Source organism: Avibacterium gallinarum (assembly GCF_002921135.1).
Classification (GTDB): Bacteria; Pseudomonadota; Gammaproteobacteria; order Enterobacterales; family Pasteurellaceae; genus Avibacterium; species Avibacterium gallinarum.
Genome location: NZ_PQVJ01000019.1, coordinates 134562 through 157636, shown reverse-complemented (window position 1 = coordinate 157636; position 23075 = coordinate 134562). Strand labels below are relative to the sequence as shown.

Here is a 23075-nt window from a genome sequence, read left to right as displayed (position 1 = left end):
AAAAATTGGCTAGCATTAATATTACTAGCCAATTTTTTTATTATTTACCCCTTTATTTTCTAGACATCACCGCTATTTAATGGTAACTTTACGCCCATTCTATGTTCAAACATCTTCATTACAAATTCATTTTCCAATCTAACCAACATTTCAAATTATTATGCATTTAACAGAACTTAAAAATATGCCTGTTTCCGAGCTGGTAAAACTCGGTGAAGAACAAATGGGTTTAGAAAATCTAGCCCGTTTACGCAAGCAAGATATTGTTTTCGCAATCCTAAAACAACACGCCAAAAGCGGTGAGGATATTTTCGGTGGTGGTGTGTTAGAAATCCTGCCTGATGGCTTTGGTTTCTTACGTTCCGCTGACAGTTCCTACCTTGCTGGCCCTGATGATATCTATGTTTCTCCAAGCCAAATTCGCCGTTTCAATTTACAAACTGGGGATAAAATCGAAGGGAAAATTCGTCCTCCAAAAGAAGGGGAACGTTATTTTGCTTTGCTAAAAGTGGATCAAGTTAATGATGACAAACCTGAGGTTTCACGCAGCAAAATTTTATTTGAAAATTTAACCCCACTTCACGCCAATTCACGTTTAAGAATGGAACGTGGTAATGGCTCAACAGAAGATTTAACCGCGCGTATTTTAGATTTAGCCTCTCCTATCGGGAAAGGACAACGTGGCTTGATTGTTGCCCCACCAAAAGCGGGGAAAACAATGTTGCTACAAAACATTGCACAGAGCATTACCCATAACTATCCAGAATGTGTGCTTATCGTGTTATTAATTGACGAACGTCCAGAAGAAGTAACCGAGATGCAGCGCTCGGTAAAAGGCGAAGTGATTGCTTCAACCTTTGATGAACCCGCCTCGCGTCACGTTCAAGTTGCTGAAATGGTTATCGAAAAGGCAAAACGTTTAGTTGAACATAAAAAAGATGTAGTGATTTTATTAGATAGTATCACGCGTCTTGCCCGAGCTTATAACACCGTAACCCCTGCTTCAGGTAAAATCCTTTCTGGTGGTGTAGATGCCAATGCGTTACATCGTCCAAAACGTTTCTTTGGTGCAGCGCGTAACGTGGAAGAAGGCGGAAGTTTAACCATTATTGCAACCGCACTTGTGGATACAGGGTCAAAAATGGATGAAGTGATCTTTGAAGAATTTAAAGGAACGGGGAATATGGAGCTACATCTTTCGCGTAAAATCGCTGAAAAACGTGTGTTCCCAGCCATTGACTTTAACCGTTCAGGCACACGTAAAGAAGATTTACTCACCACCCCAGACGAACTACAAAAAATGTGGATTCTACGCAAAATCCTTAATCCAATGGGGGAAGTGGAAGCAATGGAATTCCTTATTGATAAACTCGCCGTTGCCAAAACCAACGAAGAGTTTTTCGAGATTATGAAGCGTTCTTAAGCCCATAAAAAACCTCGCCAAATGCGAGGTTTTTCTTTGTAATACAATCTATTACACAAATTCTTGCAAGGTTTTTTCTAAACGAACAACCCCTTCTTGCAATTCTTCATCGCTAATATTTAACGCGGGGGCGAAACGCAAGACATCGGGGCCTGCAACTAAAATCATTAGTCCATTTTTAGCCGCACGTTTCACAAATTCGCTGGCCTTTCCTTGATAATTCTCATTTAACTCTGCGCCAATCAACAAGCCCTCACCACGAGTTTCGCTAAATAAATTCAACGCTTGATTTAGCTCAGTCAATTTCTGCATAAATAATTCTGAAGTGCGGTGGATTTTTGCCAAGAATTTTTCATCAGAAAGCACGTCCACCACCTTTGACGCCACAGCACAAGCAAGGGGATTGCCGCCGAAAGTCGTGCCGTGTACACCAACAGAAAAACTTTTCGCAATCTCATTGGTGGTGAGCATTGCGCCAATTGGAAAGCCATTGCCCAAGGCTTTGGCAGAAGTCAGAATATCAGGCACAACGCCATATTTCATATAAGCATAAAGATAGCCAGTGCGCGACAAACCTGTTTGCACTTCATCAAAAATCAACAAGGCATTGTTTTCATCACAAAGCTGACGTAGCCCCTGTAAGAATGTGGGATCAGCAGGTTTCACGCCACTTTCGCCTTGAATTGGCTCAACAATCACCGCGCAAGTATGGTCATCAATCACGGCTTTTACCGCTGCAAGATCGTTAAAAGGAACGTGGATAATATCCGCAGGTTTCGGCCCAAAGCCATCAGAATATTTCGCTTGCCCACCTACGCTCACCGTGAATAATGTACGCCCGTGAAAACTTTGCTTAAAGGCAATAATTTTGCTTTTCTGCGCGCCAAAATGATCTACCGCATAACGACGAGCCAATTTCAACGCAGCCTCGTTAGCTTCCGCGCCAGAATTAACAAACATCACCCGATCCGCAAAGGTTTTCTGCACCAATTTTGTGGCTAATTGCAAGGTTGGCTCACTGGTAAACCAGTTGCTAGAATGCCACAGCGTTTCCCCTTGCTCTTTCAGCACCGCCACAATCTCATCAGGACAATGCCCCAACGCATTCACCGCAATACCGCTTGTAAAATCAATATATTCTCGCCCTTGCTGATCCCAAACTCTGCTCCCCTTCCCTTTCACAGGAATAAACTCTGCGGGCGCATAATTTTGTATCATCACTTCATCAAAGGTTTGTCTGTTATAAGCACTCATTTGCAATCCTTAAATTTTCCAAAAGTGAGGATAGCATAGTTTAAAATGAATAATTAATCAATTAATTTGAATAAATAGTAATCTTACAGATTATATTCCCCAATAAAAAAGCAGATCTCAAAAGATCTGCTTTTCTATTTTATGGTTTTACAATGATTATTTAGTCATTGCCGCAACTTCTGCAGCGAAGTCAGTTTCAACTTTTTCGATACCTTCGCCCACTTCAAAGCGTAAGAATGAAACCACTTCTGCGCCTTTCTCTTTTAATAATTCACCTACTGATTTAGAAGGATCCATTACGAAAGGTTGGCCAGTTAAAGATACTTCACCAGTGAATTTCTTCATACGACCTTCAACCATTTTCTCAGCGATTTCGCGTGGTTTACCAGATTGCATTGCGATATCCACTTGGATTTGACGCTCGTGTTCTACTACGTCTGCAGGTACATCGCTTGGATTTACATATTCTGGACGGCTTGCTGCAACGTGCATTGCAACGTGTTTCACTAATTCTTCATCAGCGTTTACTGCGCCCACTAATACACCAATTTTCGCACCGTGTAAGTATGAACCTACTACAGGTGCTTGTACTGAACCCACACGGCGGATTGTCATATTCTCACCGATTTTTGCCACTAATGCAGCACGTTTTTCTTCAAATTCAGCTTGTAATGCTTCGATAGTTACGCCTTTGTTGTTTAATGCGTAATCTGCCACTTCATTCGCTAAGCCTAAGAAACCAGCGTCTTTTGCTACGAAGTCAGTTTCACAGTTCATTTCGATCATTACACCGTAGTCGCCAGCAACACGCGCGATGATAACACCTTCAGCAGCAACACGGCCTGCTTTTTTCGCCGCTTTTGCTTGACCTGATTTACGCATATTATCAATCGCTAATTCGATATCACCGTTTGCTTCTACTAATGCTTTTTTACATTCCATCATACCTGCGCCGGTACGATCACGAAGTTCTTTTACTAAAGATGCTGTAATTTCAGCCATTTTAAAATCCTCTATCCACAAAATTTGATGCGATTTTTGACCGCACTTATGTAAAAAAGCAGAGAACATAAGCCCCCTGCTAACCAATTAATCGTTGTGATTAATAAGGGCTTTCGCCGCATTCACCTGAATTATTCAGCTGCTTCTGCTTCAGCAAATTTCTCTTCGGCTACCACTTCTTGTTGGCGACCTTCTTTTACTGCTGCCGCTGCTGCTGCAAGATATAGTTGAATTGCACGCGCTGCATCATCGTTACCTGGGATAACAAAATCAACACCGTCTGGAGCAGAGTTTGTATCAACCACTGCAAATACTGGAATACCAAGGTTATTTGCTTCTTTGATTGCGATGTGTTCGTGATCTGCACCGATAACAAATAATGCATCAGGAAGCCCCGCCATATCTTTGATACCGCCAAGGCTTAATTCAAGTTTTTCCATCTCACGGCTACGCATTAATGCTTCTTTCTTAGTTAATTTGTCGAAAGTACCATCTTGAGATTGAGTTTCTAAATCTTTTAAGCGTTTGATTGATTGACGTACTGTTTTCCAGTTAGTCAACATACCACCTAACCAACGGTGATTTACATAGTATTGCTGACAGTCTAATGCTGCTGCTTTCACTGCTTCACTTGCTGCACGTTTTGTACCAACAAATAAGATTTTACCGTTGTTGCCTGCAATGCGAGTTAATTCTGCTAATGCAGCATTGAACATTGGAACAGTTTTTTCAAGGTTGATGATATGAACGCCGTTGCGTGGTCCGAAAATGAATGGTTTCATTTTTGGGTTCCAGTAACGAGTTTGGTGACCGAAGTGAACGCCAGCTTGTAGCATTTCGCGCATTGAAACTTGTGCCATAATAATTTTCCTTTTGTTTGGGGTTTAGCCTCCACATACCAAATAAATCGACCGTTTGGCACCCCGATTTATCCGTGCGATATGTGTGTGATTTATTGTTAAAAATTAAGTTTGAAATTATTTTGTCTAAAATAAAAATTGCTTTCTAATTCTAGCCAAAATAACGCCACACTTTATACCACAAAGTGCGGTGAAAAACTAGCGAATTTTTTAAAAGCCAATAAAAAACGGCAATCTGTCATCACAAATTGCCGCTTTAATTTTGATGCTGAGAATTATTGCTCTTGCTGAGCTAAAAAGTCTTGGTTAATTTCAATTTTTGCTTTCGCACGTAACGCTTGTAATAACGCTTGTTGTAGCTCTACTTGCTGTGCTTGTTTTAGTTGTGCGTCAAACTGTTTAAGCTGTTCTGCGTTTAACTCACCGTCTTTAACATTAGCAAGTTCAATCACCACAATGCTATTATCGCCATTCTTCGCTGCGGTATAAACAGGTTTGTCAGTGTCTTTTTTCATTGCGAAGATCACATCACGCAATTGTGGATTTTTATTTTCAGCATAAACCCATTGCGCTTTCTCGCCGAATTTAATGCCATTTGGCAGAGCAGCATTGCTATTTTCATTTAGCGCTTGCGCCACTTTTTCAGCTTGAGCTAACACAATTTTTTCCGCTTTTTGCTGTTTTAAATATTGAGCAATTTCATTTTTTGCTTCATCAAGTGTTTTCACACCTTCTGGTTTATGTTCCACCACACGAACAATCAAAGAATGCTGATCACCCACATTGATGGCTTCTGAGTTTGTCCCGTCTTGAGTTAATTCAGAATCAAATAATGCAGAAACCACATTGCCATAATTAAGAGCAGCTGGAATATCGTTGCGTGAGAAATAACCTGTTTCTTGTACACTAACGCCCGCCGCTTGTGCTGCTGCTTGTAACGAATCTGGCTGCTCAAAGGCTTTCTCATTGGCTTGTTTTTCCATTGCGTAGAATTCTTTCGCGCTTAATTCGCTACGAAGTTTGGCAGCAATATCGTTTTTCACTTGTTCTAATGGCAGGAATTTTTCATCTTCCACTTTGATGATATGGTAAGCGTTATCTACTTTAACTGGCTGGCTATATTCCCCTGCTTTTAATTCACGCGCTGCGGCTTCAAATTGCGGTGGCATCATTCCTGCCACAACCCAATCTAAATCCCCGCCATTTGCGCCAGAAATTTTGTCGCTAGAATAAAGTTTCGCTAACGCCGCAAAGCTTTCGCCTTTTTGTAAATCCGCATAAACTGCTTGGGCTTCTTGCTCCGTTGGCAGTTGGATATGCGCCAAATGCTGAGTCATATATTGCGCTTTGTTATCTTGATAATATTGCGCAATTTCTACATCAGTAACCTTCACATTTTTTTCCGCGGCTTGTTGGGTTAAATCAAGATATTGCACTTTCACCAACTCAGGCACGGCAAATGCGGCTTTATTCGCATTATAGTAAGCGCTAATTTCTTCTTCATTCACCTGTTGTTGCGCGACAGTAGCCGCTAAAGGAAACTCAGCCAAACGGACATCACGCTGTTGGAAAAATAGCTGGGCTACACGTTCATTTTGGCTAGATACGGTAAACGCAGAACGCGCAATACCGTCATTAAGCTGTTGTAAGGTTAATCCTTGGCGTAAATATTGTGCATATCGATCACCGCTTAACCCATTGTTTGATAACATTTGTTGATAGAGTGCGTTATCAAATTTGCCGTCTTTTTGGAAAATTGGGCTGGTCACGATAGCTTGTTGAATTTGGCTATCACTTACGTCTAACTGTAATTCCGCGGCATATTGACGCAAGAGTTCTTGGTTAATTAAACGATCTAAAATTGAACTACGTAAGCCATTCACAAATTCTGGGGAATCCGCCACTGCGGCAAATTGCGCCCCAAGCTGTTCACTAAAACGTTGATATTCTTGGTTATATTGTTCTAAGAAAATTTGTTGGGAAATTTCTTCACCATTTACTTTGGCTGCAGAAGTATCAACACGTGTGAACATATAGCCTGCCACGCCACTTAATACAAATGAAACCACAATTAGTGCGAAAATAATCTTCCACAAGATGCTGTTTGACGCATCGCTGAGTTTTTCCATTAACATTGAAGTTATCCTTAAATGTAAGATTAAGACAAATCCTGAGAATTATAATCGAAAGTGCTTTGATTGCCAGCATAAAAATAAAGAAGTCGGCAAAGATTGTTCTTTACCGACTTTATTATTAAAAAACTTGCAATTAATTCACCGCACTTTCCGCACGTTTACTTTTACGGCGTGGCGTTGTTTTTTCTTCTTTTGTAATCAAGTGAGAAAAATCAACCCCTTCTGGCGGATTTTCTAAGGCGATGCTTAGTACTTCATCAATGGTTTCCACTGGACGAATATCTAAACTGTTTTTCGCATTCTCTGGGATTTCTTCCAAATCTTTTACATTATCTTTTGGAATAATCACTGTTTTAATGCCGCCACGGTGCGCTGCGAGCAATTTCTCTTTCAAACCACCAATTGGCAACACTTTACCACGCAAGCTGATTTCCCCTGTCATCGCCACTTCAGACTTCACAGGATTTCCCGTTAAGCAAGAAACCAAGGCTGTACACATTGCGATCCCTGCACTTGGGCCATCTTTTGGTGTTGCACCGTCTGGAACGTGAATGTGAATATCACGTTTTTCGTGGAAATCAGGCGCAATGCCTAATTTTTCAGCACGGGAACGCACCACGGTCATCGCTGCTTGAATGGATTCTTTCATCACATCGCCTAGCGACCCTGTGTAGGTTAATTTGCCTTTACCGATAACAGAAGTGGCTTCGATGGTGAGTAAATCACCGCCTACTTGTGTCCACGCCAAGCCCGTTACTTCCCCCACGCGGTTTTGTGTATCTGCACGACCAAACTCAAAGCGTTTTACGCCCAAATATTCGTTCAGGTTATCGCTGTTTACCGTGATCGATTTTAATTTCGGGTTCAACAGTAAATTTTTCACCGCTTTACGGCAGATTTTAGAAATCTCACGTTCAAGACCACGCACGCCCGCTTCACGGGTGTAATAGCGGATAATATCTAAAATTGCACTGTCTTCGATTTTCAACTCGCCTTTTTTCAAGCCGTTACGCTCAATTTGTTTGTTAAGCAAATGGCGTGTGGCGATATTGAGTTTTTCATCTTCCGTATAGCCCGATAAACGAATCACTTCCATACGATCAAGCAACGGCCCTGGGATATTCATAGAATTTGAGGTTGCCACAAACATTACATCAGAAAGATCATAATCCACTTCTAAATAATGATCGTTGAAGTTAGAGTTCTGTTCTGGATCAAGCACTTCTAACAACGCAGAGGCAGGATCACCACGCATATCCGATGCCATTTTGTCGATCTCATCAAGTAAAAATAGCGGATTTTTCACCCCCACTTTTGCCATTTTTTGGATCAATTTACCAGGCAATGAGCCGATATAGGTTTTGCGATGCCCACGGATTTCCGCTTCATCACGCACGCCGCCTAGCGCCATACGCACATATTTACGTCCTGTGGCATTGGCAATAGATTGTCCTAGGGAAGTTTTCCCCACCCCCGGTGGCCCAACTAAGCAAAGGATAGGCCCTTTAAGCTGATTTAAACGGCTTTGTACCGCTAAATATTCCAAAATGCGATCTTTCACGCGCTCTAAGCCATAATGATCCGCATCAAGAATTTCCTGCGCTTTAACAATATCTTTTTTCACTTTGCTGCGCTTGTGCCAAGGCACTTGCAACATCCAATCAATGTAGCTGCGCACTACTGTTGCTTCTGCTGACATTGGCGACATCATTTTCAGTTTCTGCAATTCTGCTTCCACTTTTTCTCTCGCCTCTTTTGGCATTTTGGCTTCTTCCACTTTTTGACGAAGTTGTTCTACTTCATCAACGGTACTTTCGGTTTCACCTAGCTCTTTTTGGATAGCTTTGATTTGTTCGTTAAGGTAATAATCGCGCTGGCTTTTTTCCATTTGTTTTTTCACGCGGCCGCGAATACGTTTCTCAACTTCTAAAATACCTGCTTCGTTAATCATTAAACCAAGCAAATATTCAAAACGTTCAGCAACATTTGCAATGCCTAAAACTTCTTGCTTACGCGCTACTGAAACCGGCATATGCGCTGCCATTGTGTCGCTTAAACGCTCTGGATCTGCAATATTTTTCAAGGCGGAAAGCACATCTGGCTGCACTTTCTTGTTGAGTTCAATATATTTTTCAAACTCTTTCAGTGCCGTATTCTGTGCCACTTCTAATTCTGTTTCATCGCCAAATTGGGTATCCATTAACTCAATTTTTGCCTCGAAGAAACGCCCATTGTCTTCTAAATGGGAAATTTTGGCACGTTGCTGTCCTTCCACTAGCACTTTTACTGTGCCATCTGGTAAGTTGAGTAATTGAATAATATTCGCCACCGTGCCGACATCATACACATCGTCCACCGTAGGCTGTTCTAACTCGGCTGCTTTTTGCGAAACTAATAATAATTGTTTGCCATTTTCCATTGCCTCTTCAAGACTGGCGATGGATTTTTCGCGTCCCACAAACAATGGCATAACCATATATGGGAAAACCACCACATCGCGTAATGGTAAAACAGGCATGGTTTTTTGTTTTGTTCGTCTGGCGTTCATATTTTCTCTCTTTCCTTAAAACTTGAAATTACTCTCCCATATTGGGGCAATTTAGCAAAGTTCAAGTTCGCAACACAAATTATGCTAAATAAGATTTATGCCGTTCAGTGTACCCCATTCAAATTAAAAGTGCGGTCATTTTTTCACATAAATTTTATTTTTTCTCTTTTCAGGAAAGAAAAAGATTAAAAAACATTCAATTTGTGCGTAGATAAATAAAAAATCCAACCCCGAAAGGTTGGATTGATTAAAAATGATGAAAATTTACACCGCACTTAACATTAACGCATTGTTACAAATTCTTCTGAACCCGTTGGGTGAATAGCAACGGTGTTGTCGAAATCCGCTTTGGTTGCGCCCATTTTAATGGCAACGGCAAAGCCTTGGATCATTTCATCAACACCAAAACCAATGCCGTGTAGGCCGACAATTTTTTCATCTTTGCCCACGCAAACCAATTTCATTCGACAAGGTTGGCGATGTTGGGTTACCGCGCTGTACATTGGCGTGAATGATGATTTATACACTTTCACGTTTTCTGCGCCATATTGCTCAATGGCTTGCGGCTCAGTTAAGCCGATAGTGCCGATTGGCGGGTGGCTAAACACTACGGTTGGCACAAGATTGTAATCTAAATGCTCGTTTGGTTTATTGTTGAATAAACGCTCAGACAAACGGCGTCCGGCAGCAACGGCAACAGGGGTGAGTTCAATGCCTCCTTCAATAATATCACCCACCGCATAAATGCCTTTTACATTGGTGTTTTGATATTTATCTACTTTAATGAAACCTTTATCGTTAGTTTCCACGCCTGCTGCTGCAAGGTTGATATTTGCCGTATTTGGTTTACGACCAATTGCCCAAATCACTTTTTCAACAGTTTGCTCACGTCCATCTTCTAATTTTAAGGTGAAAGAACCGTCAGCATTTTTAACCACTTCTTTTGGAATGGCGTGAGTGTGCAGATGAATGCCATCTTGTGCCATCACTTCCACGAGGGTTTCTACGATAAGTGGATCAAAGCTACGCAATGGGCTTTGTTTACGCACGAATAGGTGAGTGTCCACGCCTAGGCTGTTTAATACACCCGCTAATTCCACTGCGATGTAACCTGCGCCGACAACTGCAACGGATTTTGGTAACGCATTTAATTCAAATACGCCGTCAGAATCAATGCCATATTCTGCACCCTTAATTTCAGGGTGAGCAGGATAAGCCCCTGTAGCGATCAAAATATGGTCTGCAGTGATTTTCTCGCCGTTTACTTCAACGGTGTGGGCATCAACAAATTTGGCAAAGCCTTCGATCACGTCCACGTTATTTTTAGCTAATACATTGTTATAAGAATTGTGGATACGTCCAATATAAGCCTGACGATTTTCCACTAACTTACTGAAATCAAAGTCTTTTACCGCAACATCAAAGCCATAATCTGGCGCATACAGATTGATCGCTTCTGCCACTTGTGCGCCATACCACATCACTTTTTTCGGCACGCAGCCCACGTTTACACAGGTTCCGCCTAGTTCTTTTGCTTCAATAATGGCACATTTTTTGCCATAGCTTGCCGCACGGTTAATTGAAGCGATACCGCCACTTCCGCCACCAATGGCGATGTAATCATAATGTTTTGTCATTTTTAACTCCCTAAATTGGTGAATTGGGCTGTAAATGCGAAAAGCCCATAATAAATCTGCGCTTATTTTGCCGAAAAATACGAGGTAAAGCGACTAATTAATCTAATCGGTAAATTCTTACTCTGGTGTAATCCATTCCACCTTCCAACTGCCCGTTCCTTCTGGCACAAGGGTTTTGGTTAAATAAGGCAGAATTTTTTTCATTTGCGCTTCTAGCTGCCAAGGGGGATTAACCACAATCATTCCGCTTGCGGTCATTCCACGTTGATCGGAATCAGGACGCACCGCCATTTCAATTTGTAAAATTTTGCGAATGCCGGTGTTTTCCAGTCCCTTTATAATACGTTTGGTTTGCTGACGTAGCACCACAGGATACCAAATAGCATAAATGCCCGTGGCAAAACGTTTTACCCCTTCTTCAATGGCTTTTACCACCAAATCATAATCTTCTTTTAATTCATAAGGGGGATCGATCAAAATCAGCCCGCGTCTTTCTTTGGGTGGCAGCGTGGCTTTAATTTGCTGAAAGCCGTTATCGCGTTTAGTAGTAACATTATCAAATTCTTTGAAATTATTGCGTAATAATGGAAAATCTGCTGGGTGTAGCTCCGTTAATAAGGCACGATCTTGCGGACGCAATAAATGTGCGGCGATCAGCGGTGATCCTGCGTAATATCGTAGCGATTTGCCGCCATAATTCAGTTTCTTAATAAGGGCGACATAACCCGCCACTTCTTCAGGCATTTCTGTTTGATCCCATAAACGCCCGATTCCTTCTTTATATTCACCGGTTTTTTCAGCTTCATTGCCGAATAAGCGATAATGCCCCACACCAGCGTGGGTATCTAAATAATAAAAGCCTTTGTCTTTTTGCTGCAGACTTTCAATAATCAGCATTTGCACAATGTGTTTTAGCACATCGGCAAAGTTGCCTGCGTGGAAGCTATGACGATAACTCAGCATTTTTTGCCCTTAAAAATTTGATAAAAAAAGACCGCACTTTATTTTTGCGGATTATGATCGTTAAAACGAAGGGCGAACATTCTGGCTCGCCCTGTGTCATCAAAGAACTACTTGATGACAATTTATTTGGCTAAAATCGCTTGCAAGGCTTGGTAAATAGACTGTGCTTGATTACCCGAAAGCGCATTGCCGTCTTCATCGCTAATCACCACTGCACTTTGTCTGCCTAAATCAGAAAGTTGCATTGCATACTCGCCTTTTTCTAATTCAGGCGAAGCCACGCCAAATCTCGCCCATTCTGTTTTTTCTAATGGACTATATTTTAATTCACGATAGCCACGCCCCGGATTTTCTGACGTGGTTTCAAATCCTACTTGATTTAACGCCCCACGCAAACGTTGCCACGCTTGGTTAAAAGGTGCATTTAACGCTAATGCCGCACGACCGTTTATATCTGTGGTTAATTGCGTTTGAATTGGCGTTACTGCAGTGCTATTTAATTCACTTTGCTGTTTACGATACGCCGTATTTAACTCACCAATCAGCTGATTTAAACGATCAGAGGTATAACGCTGCTTTTGTGCCACTGTTGGGGTGAAAATAATATTATCGCGTTTCATTTGCAGAATTGACACAACCAGCGCACTCGCCCCTTGATATTGCACTTGCTCAATCAAATAACGAATTTGTGTGTCTCCAATATCATCGGCACGCCCCGTTGCCGCCCAACTAGTTTCGATACGATTATCTTGATATTGATAAGTAATCCCTTGTTCTTTTAATAAACGTGCTACTTGATTTAAGCTATAAACTGCTTCTTTCGATGAGGGATAAACAATCAAAGAACGCTCACCGTCAAACTGTGCAATGGAATTATTAATCACTGCGATTGGTGTGCTTGGTGGGCGAATATCCACTTTTTGATGTGCTTGTTTATTAAGCTGCGGCAATGCATAAGTGTTATCTTGTGCAGGTAAATTTACCCCACCGCTTGCTAGGGGTGCAAAAACCACTTGCTGTTCAGCGTATTTTTCAAAGTTATCATTAGCTTGCTGTTTACTTTCATTGCTTGCTGAACAAGCCACTAATGTCATTAAAATTGGCGTGCTTAATAACCACTTTTTCATCAATTTATCCTCAAGGTTAAACAAATTTCATTGCCAGTTTTGACAATCAGAATGCAGAAAAGTTTAAGGGGCATTGACTACTCAACGCCCCTCAGTGAATTTTTACTAAAAATTATAATAATCCCGCGATTTTCAAGGCTTCAATCACTTTTGGTTGTGCCGCTTCACTTAATGTTGTCAGTGGTAAACGCAACACTGGCTCTGGAATTAAACCTAATTTATAAGCCGCCCATTTCACAGGAATTGGGTTAGATTCAACAAAAAGATCTTTGTGTAATGCCATTAAACGCTGGTTGATCACCTCTGCTTCATCAAATTTACCCGCTAAAGCAAGCTCACACATTTTCGCCATATCTGCGGCAGCGATGTTATTTGTTACCGAGATCACCCCTTCACCGCCAGCTTTGATACTTTCTAACCCTGTCGCATCATCACCACTTAACACGATGAAATCTTCACCTGCAAGCTGTTTAATTTTCGCTACGCGGCTCACATCACCTGTTGCTTCTTTGATTGCCACAATATTATCAATTTGTGCTAAACGCCCCACAGTTTCAGGCTGCATATCGCTGCCTGTACGTCCCGGCACGTTATATAAAATTTGTGGTAAATCAGTGCATTCTGCAATTGCTTTAAAGTGTTGATACATTCCTTCTTGCGTTGGTTTGTTGTAATAAGGCACCACAGACAAACAACCCGCAACGCCGCTGCCGTTTAATAATTTTGTCATTGTAATGGCTTCGCTGGTGGCATTTGCACCCGCACCAGCAATTACAGGGATACGTCCATCGGCAAATTCAACGGTCTTCAAAATTGTTTTAACGTTTTCCTCTATGCTTAATGTGGCAGATTCCCCTGTTGTTCCCACAGACACAATACCGTGCGTTCCCGCAGCGATATGATACTCAACCAATTTTTTTAGTGCGTCAAAATCGACCTCACCGTGTGAGTCCATAGGGGTAATCAACGCGGTAATACTACCGTAAAATAAAGGATTCGTTACTGACATAAAGACCTCCGAATTATTTTTGTTATGTCTATTGAGTTTGCTTGAAAAAGTTTGTTTAAGATCGCTAAAATAACCAAAATTTGCAAGCAATTTTTTGCATTTTTTCTCAATAACATCAAATTTTTAAGGATATTTACTATGCAAACATTAAAAGCGGGCGATTTTGCCCCGCACTTTGCTTTACTTGATCAAAACGAGCAACTAGTTTCGCTTACCGATTTTAAAGGCAAAAAAGTCTTGGTTTATTTCTATCCCAAAGCCCTCACGCCCGGTTGCACTACACAAGCCTGCGGACTGCGCGATAGCAAAGCGGAACTTGAAAAACTCAATGTCGTAATTCTTGGCATTAGCCCTGATAGCCCAAAAAAGCTCGCTAATTTCGCCGAGAAAAAAGCCTTGAATTTCACGCTGCTTTCCGATGAAGATCACCAAGTCGCTGAACAATTTGGCGTATGGGGTGAGAAAAAATTTATGGGTAAAACCTATGACGGCATTCATCGCATTAGCTTCTTAATTGATGAACAAGGCAAAATCGAAAAAGTGTTTGAGAAATTTAAAACCGGTGAACATCATCAAGTGGTGCTAGATTATTTAACACAAAAATAATCTCTGACTGCTCAAATTAAAGTGCGGTGCAAATTTTTTAAATTTTTCTACCGCACTTTGTTTTTCGTGATTTTTATTAATGCGCTTTTTTGCAACTCGCCAAAATATCCAAATCCTTTTGATATACGTCCGTTTTTAAATTCATATCCATCATTCCAATCACGGTGCTAAATAAATTATCGTGGGAATAATGCTGGGCGCTGGCGTTGTGGCGCAGGCAGTCTAAATCCACGCCTTCATTTTGCTGCCACGTTTTGGAAAACCAAAAGAACATCGGCACTTTGATTTGATAATCTGGCGCGATGGCATAAGGCGTGCCGTGCAGATAAATGCCGTCCTCACCAAGGGATTCACCGTGATCTGACACATAATATACCGCACTTTCCAAATCATCACGGTGTTCCAGTTTTTGGATCACTTGATCAAGGAAATTATCAATATACAAAATACCGTTATCGTACGTATTCACTAATTGTTCGTTGCTACAAGTTTGAATTTCGTTTGTGTCGCAAGTTGGCACAAACTTTTTAAATTCTGGCGTGTAGCGTTCGTAATAGGTCGGCCCGTGGCTGCCGATAGTATGCAAAATCAGCACCGTATCTTTTTGGCTTTCATTAAGAATTTTGTCGAAATCTTTCAGCAAAATCTCATCTAAACATTCGCCGTCTGTACAGTATTCTGGCGTTTTCATATTAGTAACTTCATTTGGCACACGCAAGCAAACGCCTTTGCAATCGCTGTTATTATCTAGCCAGAAAATATTCACGTCTGCACGTTGTAGCACATCGAGCAAATTATCCATTTTTTGCGCTTTGCCACCATTGTATTGGGCTTGAGTGAGATAGGAGAACATACAAGGCACGGAAATGGCGGTTGATGTGCCACAGCTGGAAACGTCTGTGAAATTGATGATGTCTTTGCCACGCGCTGCCAGTTTTGGTGTGGTCTGGCGTGCGTAGCCATTCAGCCCCCAGTTTTGCGCACGCGTGGTTTCGCCCACCACAATCACGGTGAAATGGCGATATTCATCAGGTTTAGCTTGTTGTGCATCTAAACCGATTTGTTCATAAGGGCGATTGGCTTCACGCACGCGTTTCACTTTATTCACGCCTGCACTAATGAAATTAGACGGTACAAGCAAGCTCACAACGGGCTTATTATTGCGAACAAAGGCGGCGTAATCTTGATAAAAACCTTTCGCAATGCCCCAAATCACTACGCCAGAAAGAGCGATCAAGCCCACGCGCAAACCAAGCTCTTTCCACCAAGTGCGATAATCCACCTTTACTATAATGTATAAAATGGCTGGCAACATGCCAAAAAACGCAATCCACGCGAGATATTGCCAAGTGAGCATACGAACACTTTCCGCAGGCGTGGTTTGCAGCACATTTTCGAGCATATCCGTGGTGAAATGCACATCATAAAATAAGGCTTGATAGCCAATGGCGGCACTAATAATCAGCAACAGCGGAATAATCACTTTGTGCAAAATAGGCAATGCAAAAAGCTGAAAAACCGCATTTAGCGTAAAGAAAATAAAGATGGGAACGGTGAGAAGAAAATAATCTTCCGGCTGCCCCGCAAATGGGTGCAGCGCCCACACTTTTTTGTAAAATGCAATATTTAGTACTAAAGTAAAATAAAGCGCAACCAGTGCAATAAGGGTTGAGCTTTTTAATTTAAACCGAGAAAATAACATAAAAAGAATTTCCTAATTTTAAGATTATCATTGAATAGTCGTTGAATTAGTCAGATAAAAAATTAAAAAGTTCTTTACGAAAACTTACAAATAAAATGGGGAAAAAAATGAACATCAGCCAAGCAGCCGAGAAAGCAGGTTTATCCGCCAAGCAAATTCGGGATTATGAAAAAGCGGGATTATTGCCTGAGGCACAACGCACTTTATCGGGTTATCGCTTTTATTCTGAGCAGGATTTAAGCCAGCTGCGCTTTATTAGTAACGCGCGTAAAGTGGGATTTTCATTGCAACAAATTCGCGAATTATTAAGGTTAAATAGCGATCCTAATCGCACCAGTCGCGAAGTAAAAGCCATTACAGAACAACATATTACAGAGCTAAAAGATAAGATTGCGAGCTTACAAGAAATGTTGGATTTGTTGCAGCGCTGGCATTGTTCTTGCCAAGGGAATGATAGCCCTGATTGTTCTATTCTTTCAGGGCTAACGGAAAAAACGAAATTATAAGCGCTTATAGGTTAAGAAATAATAGCAGCTGACCGCTAAAAATGAGCAACCTACCATGGTTAAAAGCATTGGCGCGGCGCTATTAATTTTCATTAATGCAACGAGCGATCCCACACAAGCACCTGTGCCGAAACGCACACTGCCTACCATTGAATTTGCTGTGCCAGCCATTGCAGGGAATTTTTCTAAAATTGATGCCATTGCGTTTGAGCTAATGAGTGAATTCTGCCCTACAAACAATGCCACGCCAATGGCCATTGACCAAAAGCCGAGATCGAAAAACACCACTAATAATAGCCAAATCGCCGCAATGAATTGAATAATCAAGCCTGTTTGTAGCATTTTTTCTGCGCCAACTTTGGTTACCAAGCGCCCGTTTAAAAACGAACCTAAGGTCATCACGCTAATATTCAGCATAAAGAAATAGCCAAAGTTTTGCTCGGGAATACCATAAATGCCGATATATACGATCGATCCCGCAGTTAAGAACGCAAACAAGCCACCAAAGCCAAAGGCGCTCATAAACATATAACCCAACACTTCTTTTTTCTGCCATAAATTCACAAAATTGCGCACTACAATATTTAAGCGTAAAGGAATACGATTTTCTTTTTTATGGGTTTCAGGAATGATGAAAAATACCAACAAGGTACTCAGTGCGCCCATTACCGCAATCACATAAAAGATAGAGTGCCAATGGAAATAAGTTACCAAATAGCCACCAATAATTGGTGCAACCAGTGGGGCGATCATAAATACAAGGGTGATTGTGGACATTGTGCGTGAAAGTTCATTTTTACTGAAAAGATCGCGTAATAATGCGCCTACTAAAACTACGGGCGCTGCGCCAAAAAAGCCTTGCATAAAGCGTAGCACGGTAAAACTGCCAATTTGATTGATTGTCGTGAGAATTAACGCAGTAATAGCGCTGACAATCACGCCTAACAGAATAATGGGTTTACGCCCATAGCTATCGCCCACAGGCCCCCAGAAAAGCTGTCCTGCCGCCATACCATAAGCGAAAAAGGTTAGGGTATGCTGAATTTGCTCAGGGCTAACGTGCAAATCTTGCGACATTCGCAAAAAGGCAGGCAAATACATATCTACCCCAAGCGGCGGCAACATTGAAAGTAGCCCAAGGGTCAAAATGAAAATAAAGCTGGGTTTATGAATCGTTTTTTCGCTCAAAATGCTATCCTTATTTTAATGCGTTTAATTCTTCTGCGCTTAAAGGGCGGTATTCCCCTTCTTCTAATTGATCATCTAGCACTACATCGCCAATTTTCCAACGGTGCAGCCCAATCACTTTGTTGCCTAAGGCGGCAAACATTCGTTTTACTTGATGATAACGCCCTTCGCTTAGGGTGAGATTCACATTGTAATCATCAATAATTTCAAGTTTGGCTGGTTTGGTAGGGTGTTTTTCACCACGCAATAAAATGCCTTCGGCGCAGGCTTGTTGATAATGATTTTCTACGGGATCGGCAAGGGTAACCAAATAGGTTTTCTTGCAATGATGTTTTGGTGAAGTGATGCGATGCGACCACTGCCCATCATCGGTGAGCAACACCAGCCCTGTGGTATCCACATCTAGCCGCCCAGCACTGTGCAATTTGCCGGCAAGGGGATAATCAAAGAATTGATAAATTGTCGGATAATCGCCGTCATCATTGGAGCAAACATAGCCTTGCGGTTTATTCAGCATAATGTAATGCCCTGCCTCAAACCAAGTAAGGCGCTCACCCTCAAAGTAAATCTCATCTTCCGCACTCACTTTGGTTGCGCCGCTTTTCTCAATTTTTCCATTAATTTGCACCGCACTTTGGCGTAGCGCTTTATTAGCTTGAGAGCGCGTTAGTCCTGTTTGCTCGGCTAAAAATTTATCTAATCTCATTGCGTGATTTTCTCATTAATAAAAGCGAAGTATTGTACAACATCTCGGCATAAAACCCTAGGGGCTGTTCAAAATCAAGAGTACTTCTCTTGGTGAGAAGCTCCTAGCTACACCGAAAACAAAAGTGCGGTTGATTTTGTGAATGAATTGTAAATAATGTGTTGTAAATCACAGATTTTCTGATTTTTTCGCCTATAATAGGGTGTTGAATTATTCTCACAACCTTTTCAAATTGTTATAAGGACTGTTTTATGGACGCACAATTACGCCAAGCGGCGCTTGATTTCCACGAATTTCCAAAGCCGGGAAAAATTGAAGTTACCCCAACCAAATCTCTCGCCACACAGCGTGATCTTGCTTTAGCTTATTCACCGGGAGTGGCAGAGCCTTGTTTAGAAATTGAAAAAGATCCTGCCAATGCTTATAAATACACAGCTCGCGGCAATCTTGTTGCGGTAATTTCTAATGGAACAGCGGTGCTAGGCTTAGGCAATATCGGTGCCTTAGCTGGCAAACCCGTAATGGAAGGGAAAGGCGTGCTATTTAAAAAGTTCGCGGGCGTAGATGTGTTTGATATTGAAATTGATGAAAAAGATCCTGATAAATTAGTGGAAATTATCGCCGCACTTGAACCAACTTTCGGCGGTATTAACCTGGAAGACATCAAAGCGCCAGAGTGTTTTTACATTGAACAAAAATTGCGTGAGCGAATGAATATTCCCGTATTCCACGATGATCAGCACGGCACAGCCATTATTTCAGCCGCGGCGGTGATCAACGGTTTACGCATTGTGAATAAAAAAATTGAAGATGTAAAATTAGTGGCATCAGGCGCGGGTGCAGCGTCTATTGCTTGCTTGAACTTGTTGGTTTCCCTTGGAATGAAAAAAGAACACATCACCGTGTGCGATTCCAAAGGCGTGATTTTCAAAGGCCGTGATGAGCGAATGGACGAAACCAAAAAGCTTTACGCAATTGAAGATAACGGCACACGCACCTTGGCTGATGCAATGCCGAATTGTGATATTTTTCTTGGCTGTTCCGCGGCGGGCGCATTAACCCAAGAAATGGTGAAAGTGATGGCGCCAAATCCGCTAATTCTTGCCTTGGCGAACCCAGAACCTGAAATTTTACCACCACTTGCCAAAGAAGTTCGCCCTGATGCCATTGTTTGTACAGGCCGTTCAGACTATCCGAACCAAGTGAATAACGTGCTTTGTTTCCCATTCATTTTCCGTGGTGCATTAGATGTGAGCGCCACCACCATTAATGAAGAAATGAAATTAGCAGCGGTGTACGCCATTGCGGATCTCGCCTTGGCAGAGCAAAGCGAAGTGGTTACTTCCGCCTATGGTGGCGCGGAAATTTCTTTTGGGCCAGATTATTTAATTCCAAAACCATTCGATCCGCGTCTTATTGTGAAAATTGCCCCAGCGGTTGCGAAAGCGGCGATGGATAGCGGCGTGGCAACCCGTCCAATTGAAGATTTTGATGCCTATTTAGAAAAACTTACTCAATTCGTTTACAAAACGAATTTATTTATGAAACCAGTGTTCGCCCAAGCAAAACAAGACAAAAAACGCGTCTTACTGACAGACGGCGAAGAAACGCGCGTGCTTCACGCCGTGCAAGAAATTGCAACCTTAGGCATTGCACAACCTGTGTTGCTAGGACGTACGCACATCATCGAAGAAAAAATCAAAAAACTTGGTTTACATCTTGAAGCAGAGCGTGATTTTGACATTATCGACATCGAAAACAATCCTTACTATGACGAATGCTGGCAACGTTATCACGACAAGTTAAAACGCCAAGGAATGACGCCATCAGGCGCAAAACGTAAAATGTTGCATAATCCGACCGCACTTGGCACAGTGTTGTTAGAACTTGGCAAAGCCGATGCTATGCTATGCGGATTGGTTGGGCCTTATGCTTCTCACTTAGGCGCAATCAAAGATTTCATTGGTGTGAAAGCAGGCGCAATTCCTGCTACTGTAAATGGTTTGGTGCTACCAACGGGCAACTTGTTTATCGCCGATACGTTCGTTAATCCAAATCCAACGGCAGAAGAATTAGCGGAAATCACCTTAATGTCTGCGGCAGAAGTTCGCCGTTTTGGTATCGAGCCACAAGTGGCGTTGGTTTCCCATTCTAACTATGGTAGCTTCAATGATGAAAATGCAGTAAAAATGCGTGAAGTGTTAAAACTTGTGCGTGAAAAAGCGCCAGAATTAATCATTGACGGTGAAATGCACTGCGACATTGCGCTTTCCGAAAGTTTACGCAAAGAAGTGATGCCAGATAGCCCGTTAAAAGGCGCGGCAAACTTGCTCATTATGCCAACAATGGAAGCGGCGCGTATCAGCCTTAACTTGCTACAAGGCACGGCAACGCCAATCACCATTGGGCCAATCTTAATGGGCGTAAATAAAACCGCGCATATTTTAACCTCTGCCTCTTCCGTTCGCCGTATTATCAATATGGTGGCGGTCGCTGCAGTAAAAGCACAGCAAGAAGCTTAAAAAAGAAAAATAAATAGGGCAGATTTTCTGCCCTATTTATTTTTCGCTAGAAATTTAAACTTTTAATGATCTTAATCAAGTTTCTTGCTAGAATACGCAAGAATTTAGTACCTAATGATTATTTTAAGAAGGAAAATTTTATGGCTTACACTCTACCTGAATTAGGCTATGCCTACGATGCATTAGAACCACATTTCGATGCACAAACAATGGAAATTCACTACAGCAAACATCACCAAGCTTATGTGAACAACGCCAACGCCATTTTAGAAACGTTACCGCAATTTGCCGAGCTTTGCCCGGGTGAGTTAATCACCAAATTAGCAGAAGTACCAGCAGATAAACGTACAGGTTTACGCAATAATGCCGGTGGCCACGTTAATCATAGCTTGTTCTGGAAAAGCTTGAAAAAAGGCACTACCTTACAAGGTGCGTTAAAAGACGCCATTATCCGTGATTTTGGTTCTGTGGAAGCATTCCAAGCAGAATTTGAAAAAGCTGCGGCAACCCGTTTCGGTTCTGGCTGGGCGTGGTTAGTGTTAAACAACGGTAAATTAGAAGTGGTTTCCACCGCAAACCAAGACAGCCCATTAATGGGTAAAGAAATCGCAGGTTGCGAAGGCTACCCTATTTTCGGTTTAGATGTTTGGGAACACGCATACTACTTAAAATTCCAAAACCGCCGTCCAGACTACATTAAAGAATTCTGGAACGTGGTGAACTGGGATTACGCAGCAGAGCGTTTTGAGAAAAAAGTAAACATCTAATTCATCATTCAAAATAAATTTCATCTTATCCCCTCTTTAATGAGGGGATTTTTTTATCTTTCTTCTAAAAAAATAGGCAAGTTATTCACTCGCCTATTTTCCGATTTAGCTAATTTAAGAGGTTTAGATTAAAAATGCGTTGTTTAGCGAGCAACGGCTAAACAAGGCTGAATTTGGTTTAAGATTTCTTTTACTAAACGCGCAGGGGCAGCGACCACGTTGCCTGATGTTAAATAGCTGTGTCCGCCTTCAAAATCCGTGACTAAACAACCGGCTTCGCGGGCGATAAGATCACCTGCTGCAATGTCCCAAGCTTTCACGCCCATTTCAAAATAGCCATCAACACGGTTAGCGGCTACATAGCACATATCTAACGCTGCTGAGCCAGTACGGCGGAAATCAGCCACTTTTCCTTCATTGACAAGATTGCTCATCATTGCAAATTGTATTGGCATTGCAGACATTTTTTTGAATGGGAAACCGGTAGCTAAAATTGCACCTTGTAGTTCACGCTTGGTGTTTTCTGCACGCAGACGCAGTTCGTTGATTTTTGCGCCTTGTCCACGCACAGCGGTGAAGAGTTCATTACGGATAGGATCATAAACCACGCCAACTTCGGTTCTGTCTTTCACACGAACCGCGATAGAAACTGAAAAGTGCGGTAATCCTTTGATGAAATTTGTCGTACCATCTAGTGGATCAATCACCCATTGCACATCGCTTTCTTTGCCTTCTAACGCGCCACTTTCTTCAGTAATAATGGTATGGTCAGGATAGGCGTTTTGGATCACATCAATAATAGCTGCTTCAGACGCTTTATCAATATTGGTAACAAAATCATTCGCACTTTTTGCCACCGTTTGAATATCATCACGGCGTTCATAACCTTTAGCAATAATATTGCCCGCTTTTCGTGCCGCACGAATAGCGATATTTAACATTGGATTCATATTTCCACCAGATTTTAAAGAACATCATTTAAGGCCACGAATTATAGTGATTTTTTAAGCAAAAAGCGAGAAAAACCCTGTTGGGCGCGAAAAATTTTCCTATTTCTGACCGCACTTTGTGGGTATTGTGCTAGAATACCCACAATTTGTAGTCAGATAATGCAGAATCA

At 41.8% G+C, this 23075-nt stretch carries 18 protein-coding genes; 5 read left to right on the top strand and 13 right to left on the bottom strand.

Annotated features, from left to right (window positions below):
• The first annotated feature begins 160 nt into the window (after window positions 1-160).
• Window positions 161-1423 (top strand): transcription termination factor Rho, encoded by a 1263-nt coding sequence (rho, locus tag C3007_RS08025; protein ID WP_103853956.1) that lies wholly within the window; start codon window positions 161-163, stop codon window positions 1421-1423.
• A gap of 51 nt (window positions 1424-1474) precedes the next feature.
• On the opposite strand, the gene C3007_RS08020 is transcribed toward rho, so the two are convergent.
• The 9 genes from C3007_RS08020 to dapA all read right to left on the bottom strand — a co-directional run bounded on the left by C3007_RS08020 (window position 1475) and on the right by dapA (window position 13958).
• Window positions 1475-2677 (bottom strand): aspartate aminotransferase family protein, encoded by a 1203-nt coding sequence (locus C3007_RS08020; protein ID WP_103853955.1) that lies wholly within the window; start codon window positions 2675-2677, stop codon window positions 1475-1477.
• Between the two features lie 156 nt (window positions 2678-2833).
• Window positions 2834-3679 carry a translation elongation factor Ts gene (tsf, locus tag C3007_RS08015; RefSeq protein ID WP_017807013.1) on the bottom strand — a complete coding sequence of 282 codons (846 nt, stop codon included), beginning with the start codon at window positions 3677-3679 and terminating at the stop codon, window positions 2834-2836.
• A gap of 131 nt (window positions 3680-3810) precedes the next feature.
• Window positions 3811-4539 carry a 30S ribosomal protein S2 gene (gene rpsB, locus C3007_RS08010; RefSeq protein WP_017807014.1) on the bottom strand — a complete coding sequence of 243 codons (729 nt, stop codon included), beginning with the start codon at window positions 4537-4539 and terminating at the stop codon, window positions 3811-3813.
• A gap of 275 nt (window positions 4540-4814) precedes the next feature.
• Window positions 4815-6674 carry a peptidylprolyl isomerase gene (gene ppiD, locus C3007_RS08005; RefSeq protein ID WP_103853954.1) on the bottom strand — a complete coding sequence of 620 codons (1860 nt, stop codon included), beginning with the start codon at window positions 6672-6674 and terminating at the stop codon, window positions 4815-4817.
• 133 nt (window positions 6675-6807) lie between these two features.
• The gene (lon, locus tag C3007_RS08000) at window positions 6808-9222 is read right to left on the bottom strand and encodes an endopeptidase La (RefSeq protein ID WP_103853953.1); all 2415 of its coding nucleotides are present in this window, start codon (window positions 9220-9222) and stop codon (window positions 6808-6810) included.
• 281 nt (window positions 9223-9503) lie between these two features.
• The gene (gene gorA, locus C3007_RS07995; RefSeq protein WP_103853952.1) at window positions 9504-10859 is read right to left on the bottom strand and encodes a glutathione-disulfide reductase; all 1356 of its coding nucleotides are present in this window, start codon (window positions 10857-10859) and stop codon (window positions 9504-9506) included.
• Window positions 10860-10976: 117 nt separating this feature from the next.
• A complete protein-coding gene (locus C3007_RS07990; RefSeq protein ID WP_103853951.1) occupies window positions 10977-11822 on the bottom strand; it encodes a 23S rRNA (adenine(2030)-N(6))-methyltransferase RlmJ in 846 nt (281 codons plus the stop codon).
• 122 nt (window positions 11823-11944) lie between these two features.
• Window positions 11945-12949: an outer membrane protein assembly factor BamC gene (gene bamC / locus C3007_RS07985; protein ID WP_103853950.1), complete on the bottom strand. Its 1005-nt coding sequence runs from the start codon at window positions 12947-12949 to the stop codon at window positions 11945-11947.
• A 112-nt stretch (window positions 12950-13061) separates the two neighbouring features.
• Window positions 13062-13958, bottom strand: coding sequence for a 4-hydroxy-tetrahydrodipicolinate synthase (gene dapA, locus C3007_RS07980; protein ID WP_103853949.1), 897 nt, complete (start codon window positions 13956-13958; stop codon window positions 13062-13064).
• A 138-nt stretch (window positions 13959-14096) separates the two neighbouring features.
• Between dapA and bcp the strand changes: the two genes are divergently transcribed.
• The gene (gene bcp, locus C3007_RS07975) at window positions 14097-14564 is read left to right on the top strand and encodes a thioredoxin-dependent thiol peroxidase (protein WP_103853948.1); all 468 of its coding nucleotides are present in this window, start codon (window positions 14097-14099) and stop codon (window positions 14562-14564) included.
• Between the two features lie 76 nt (window positions 14565-14640).
• Here bcp and C3007_RS07970 read toward each other — a convergent pair whose 3' ends face one another.
• The gene (locus tag C3007_RS07970) at window positions 14641-16266 is read right to left on the bottom strand and encodes a phosphoethanolamine transferase (RefSeq protein ID WP_103853947.1); all 1626 of its coding nucleotides are present in this window, start codon (window positions 16264-16266) and stop codon (window positions 14641-14643) included.
• Between the two features lie 107 nt (window positions 16267-16373).
• Here C3007_RS07970 and cueR point away from each other — a divergent pair, with 107 nt between their 5' ends.
• On the top strand, window positions 16374-16772 hold the full coding sequence (cueR, locus tag C3007_RS07965; RefSeq protein WP_103853946.1) for a Cu(I)-responsive transcriptional regulator: 399 nt from the start codon (window positions 16374-16376) through the stop codon (window positions 16770-16772).
• Here cueR and C3007_RS07960 read toward each other — a convergent pair.
• Window positions 16767-17963, bottom strand: coding sequence for a Bcr/CflA family multidrug efflux MFS transporter (locus C3007_RS07960; RefSeq protein WP_103853945.1), 1197 nt, complete (start codon window positions 17961-17963; stop codon window positions 16767-16769). The genes cueR and C3007_RS07960 overlap by 6 nt on opposite strands.
• Window positions 17964-17970: 7 nt before the next feature.
• Window positions 17971-18666, bottom strand: coding sequence for a 16S rRNA pseudouridine(516) synthase RsuA (rsuA, locus tag C3007_RS07955; protein WP_103853944.1), 696 nt, complete (start codon window positions 18664-18666; stop codon window positions 17971-17973).
• A gap of 251 nt (window positions 18667-18917) precedes the next feature.
• Here rsuA and C3007_RS07950 point away from each other — a divergent pair, with 251 nt between their 5' ends.
• Window positions 18918-21188 carry an NADP-dependent malic enzyme gene (locus C3007_RS07950; RefSeq protein WP_103853943.1) on the top strand — a complete coding sequence of 757 codons (2271 nt, stop codon included), beginning with the start codon at window positions 18918-18920 and terminating at the stop codon, window positions 21186-21188.
• Between the two features lie 140 nt (window positions 21189-21328).
• Window positions 21329-21955, top strand: coding sequence for a superoxide dismutase [Mn] (gene sodA, locus C3007_RS07945; protein WP_103853942.1), 627 nt, complete (start codon window positions 21329-21331; stop codon window positions 21953-21955).
• Window positions 21956-22098: 143 nt separating this feature from the next.
• On the opposite strand, the gene suhB is transcribed toward sodA, so the two are convergent.
• Window positions 22099-22905 carry an inositol-1-monophosphatase gene (gene suhB / locus C3007_RS07940; protein ID WP_103853941.1) on the bottom strand — a complete coding sequence of 269 codons (807 nt, stop codon included), beginning with the start codon at window positions 22903-22905 and terminating at the stop codon, window positions 22099-22101.
• Window positions 22906-23075 lie beyond the last annotated feature (170 nt).

Coding starts and splice junctions, on each gene's coding strand:
- rho (WP_103853956.1), top strand. CDS start 161: ATGCATTTAACAGAACTTAAAAATATGCCTGTTTCCGAGCTGGTAAAA.
- C3007_RS08020 (WP_103853955.1), bottom strand. CDS start 2,677: ATGAGTGCTTATAACAGACAAACCTTTGATGAAGTGATGATACAAAAT.
- tsf (WP_017807013.1), bottom strand. CDS start 3,679: ATGGCTGAAATTACAGCATCTTTAGTAAAAGAACTTCGTGATCGTACC.
- rpsB (WP_017807014.1), bottom strand. CDS start 4,539: ATGGCACAAGTTTCAATGCGCGAAATGCTACAAGCTGGCGTTCACTTC.
- ppiD (WP_103853954.1), bottom strand. CDS start 6,674: ATGTTAATGGAAAAACTCAGCGATGCGTCAAACAGCATCTTGTGGAAG.
- lon (WP_103853953.1), bottom strand. CDS start 9,222: ATGAACGCCAGACGAACAAAACAAAAAACCATGCCTGTTTTACCATTA.
- gorA (WP_103853952.1), bottom strand. CDS start 10,859: ATGACAAAACATTATGATTACATCGCCATTGGTGGCGGAAGTGGCGGT.
- C3007_RS07990 (WP_103853951.1), bottom strand. CDS start 11,822: ATGCTGAGTTATCGTCATAGCTTCCACGCAGGCAACTTTGCCGATGTG.
- bamC (WP_103853950.1), bottom strand. CDS start 12,949: ATGAAAAAGTGGTTATTAAGCACGCCAATTTTAATGACATTAGTGGCT.
- dapA (WP_103853949.1), bottom strand. CDS start 13,958: ATGTCAGTAACGAATCCTTTATTTTACGGTAGTATTACCGCGTTGATT.
- bcp (WP_103853948.1), top strand. CDS start 14,097: ATGCAAACATTAAAAGCGGGCGATTTTGCCCCGCACTTTGCTTTACTT.
- C3007_RS07970 (WP_103853947.1), bottom strand. CDS start 16,266: ATGTTATTTTCTCGGTTTAAATTAAAAAGCTCAACCCTTATTGCACTG.
- cueR (WP_103853946.1), top strand. CDS start 16,374: ATGAACATCAGCCAAGCAGCCGAGAAAGCAGGTTTATCCGCCAAGCAA.
- rsuA (WP_103853944.1), bottom strand. CDS start 18,666: ATGAGATTAGATAAATTTTTAGCCGAGCAAACAGGACTAACGCGCTCT.
- C3007_RS07950 (WP_103853943.1), top strand. CDS start 18,918: ATGGACGCACAATTACGCCAAGCGGCGCTTGATTTCCACGAATTTCCA.
- sodA (WP_103853942.1), top strand. CDS start 21,329: ATGGCTTACACTCTACCTGAATTAGGCTATGCCTACGATGCATTAGAA.
- suhB (WP_103853941.1), bottom strand. CDS start 22,905: ATGAATCCAATGTTAAATATCGCTATTCGTGCGGCACGAAAAGCGGGC.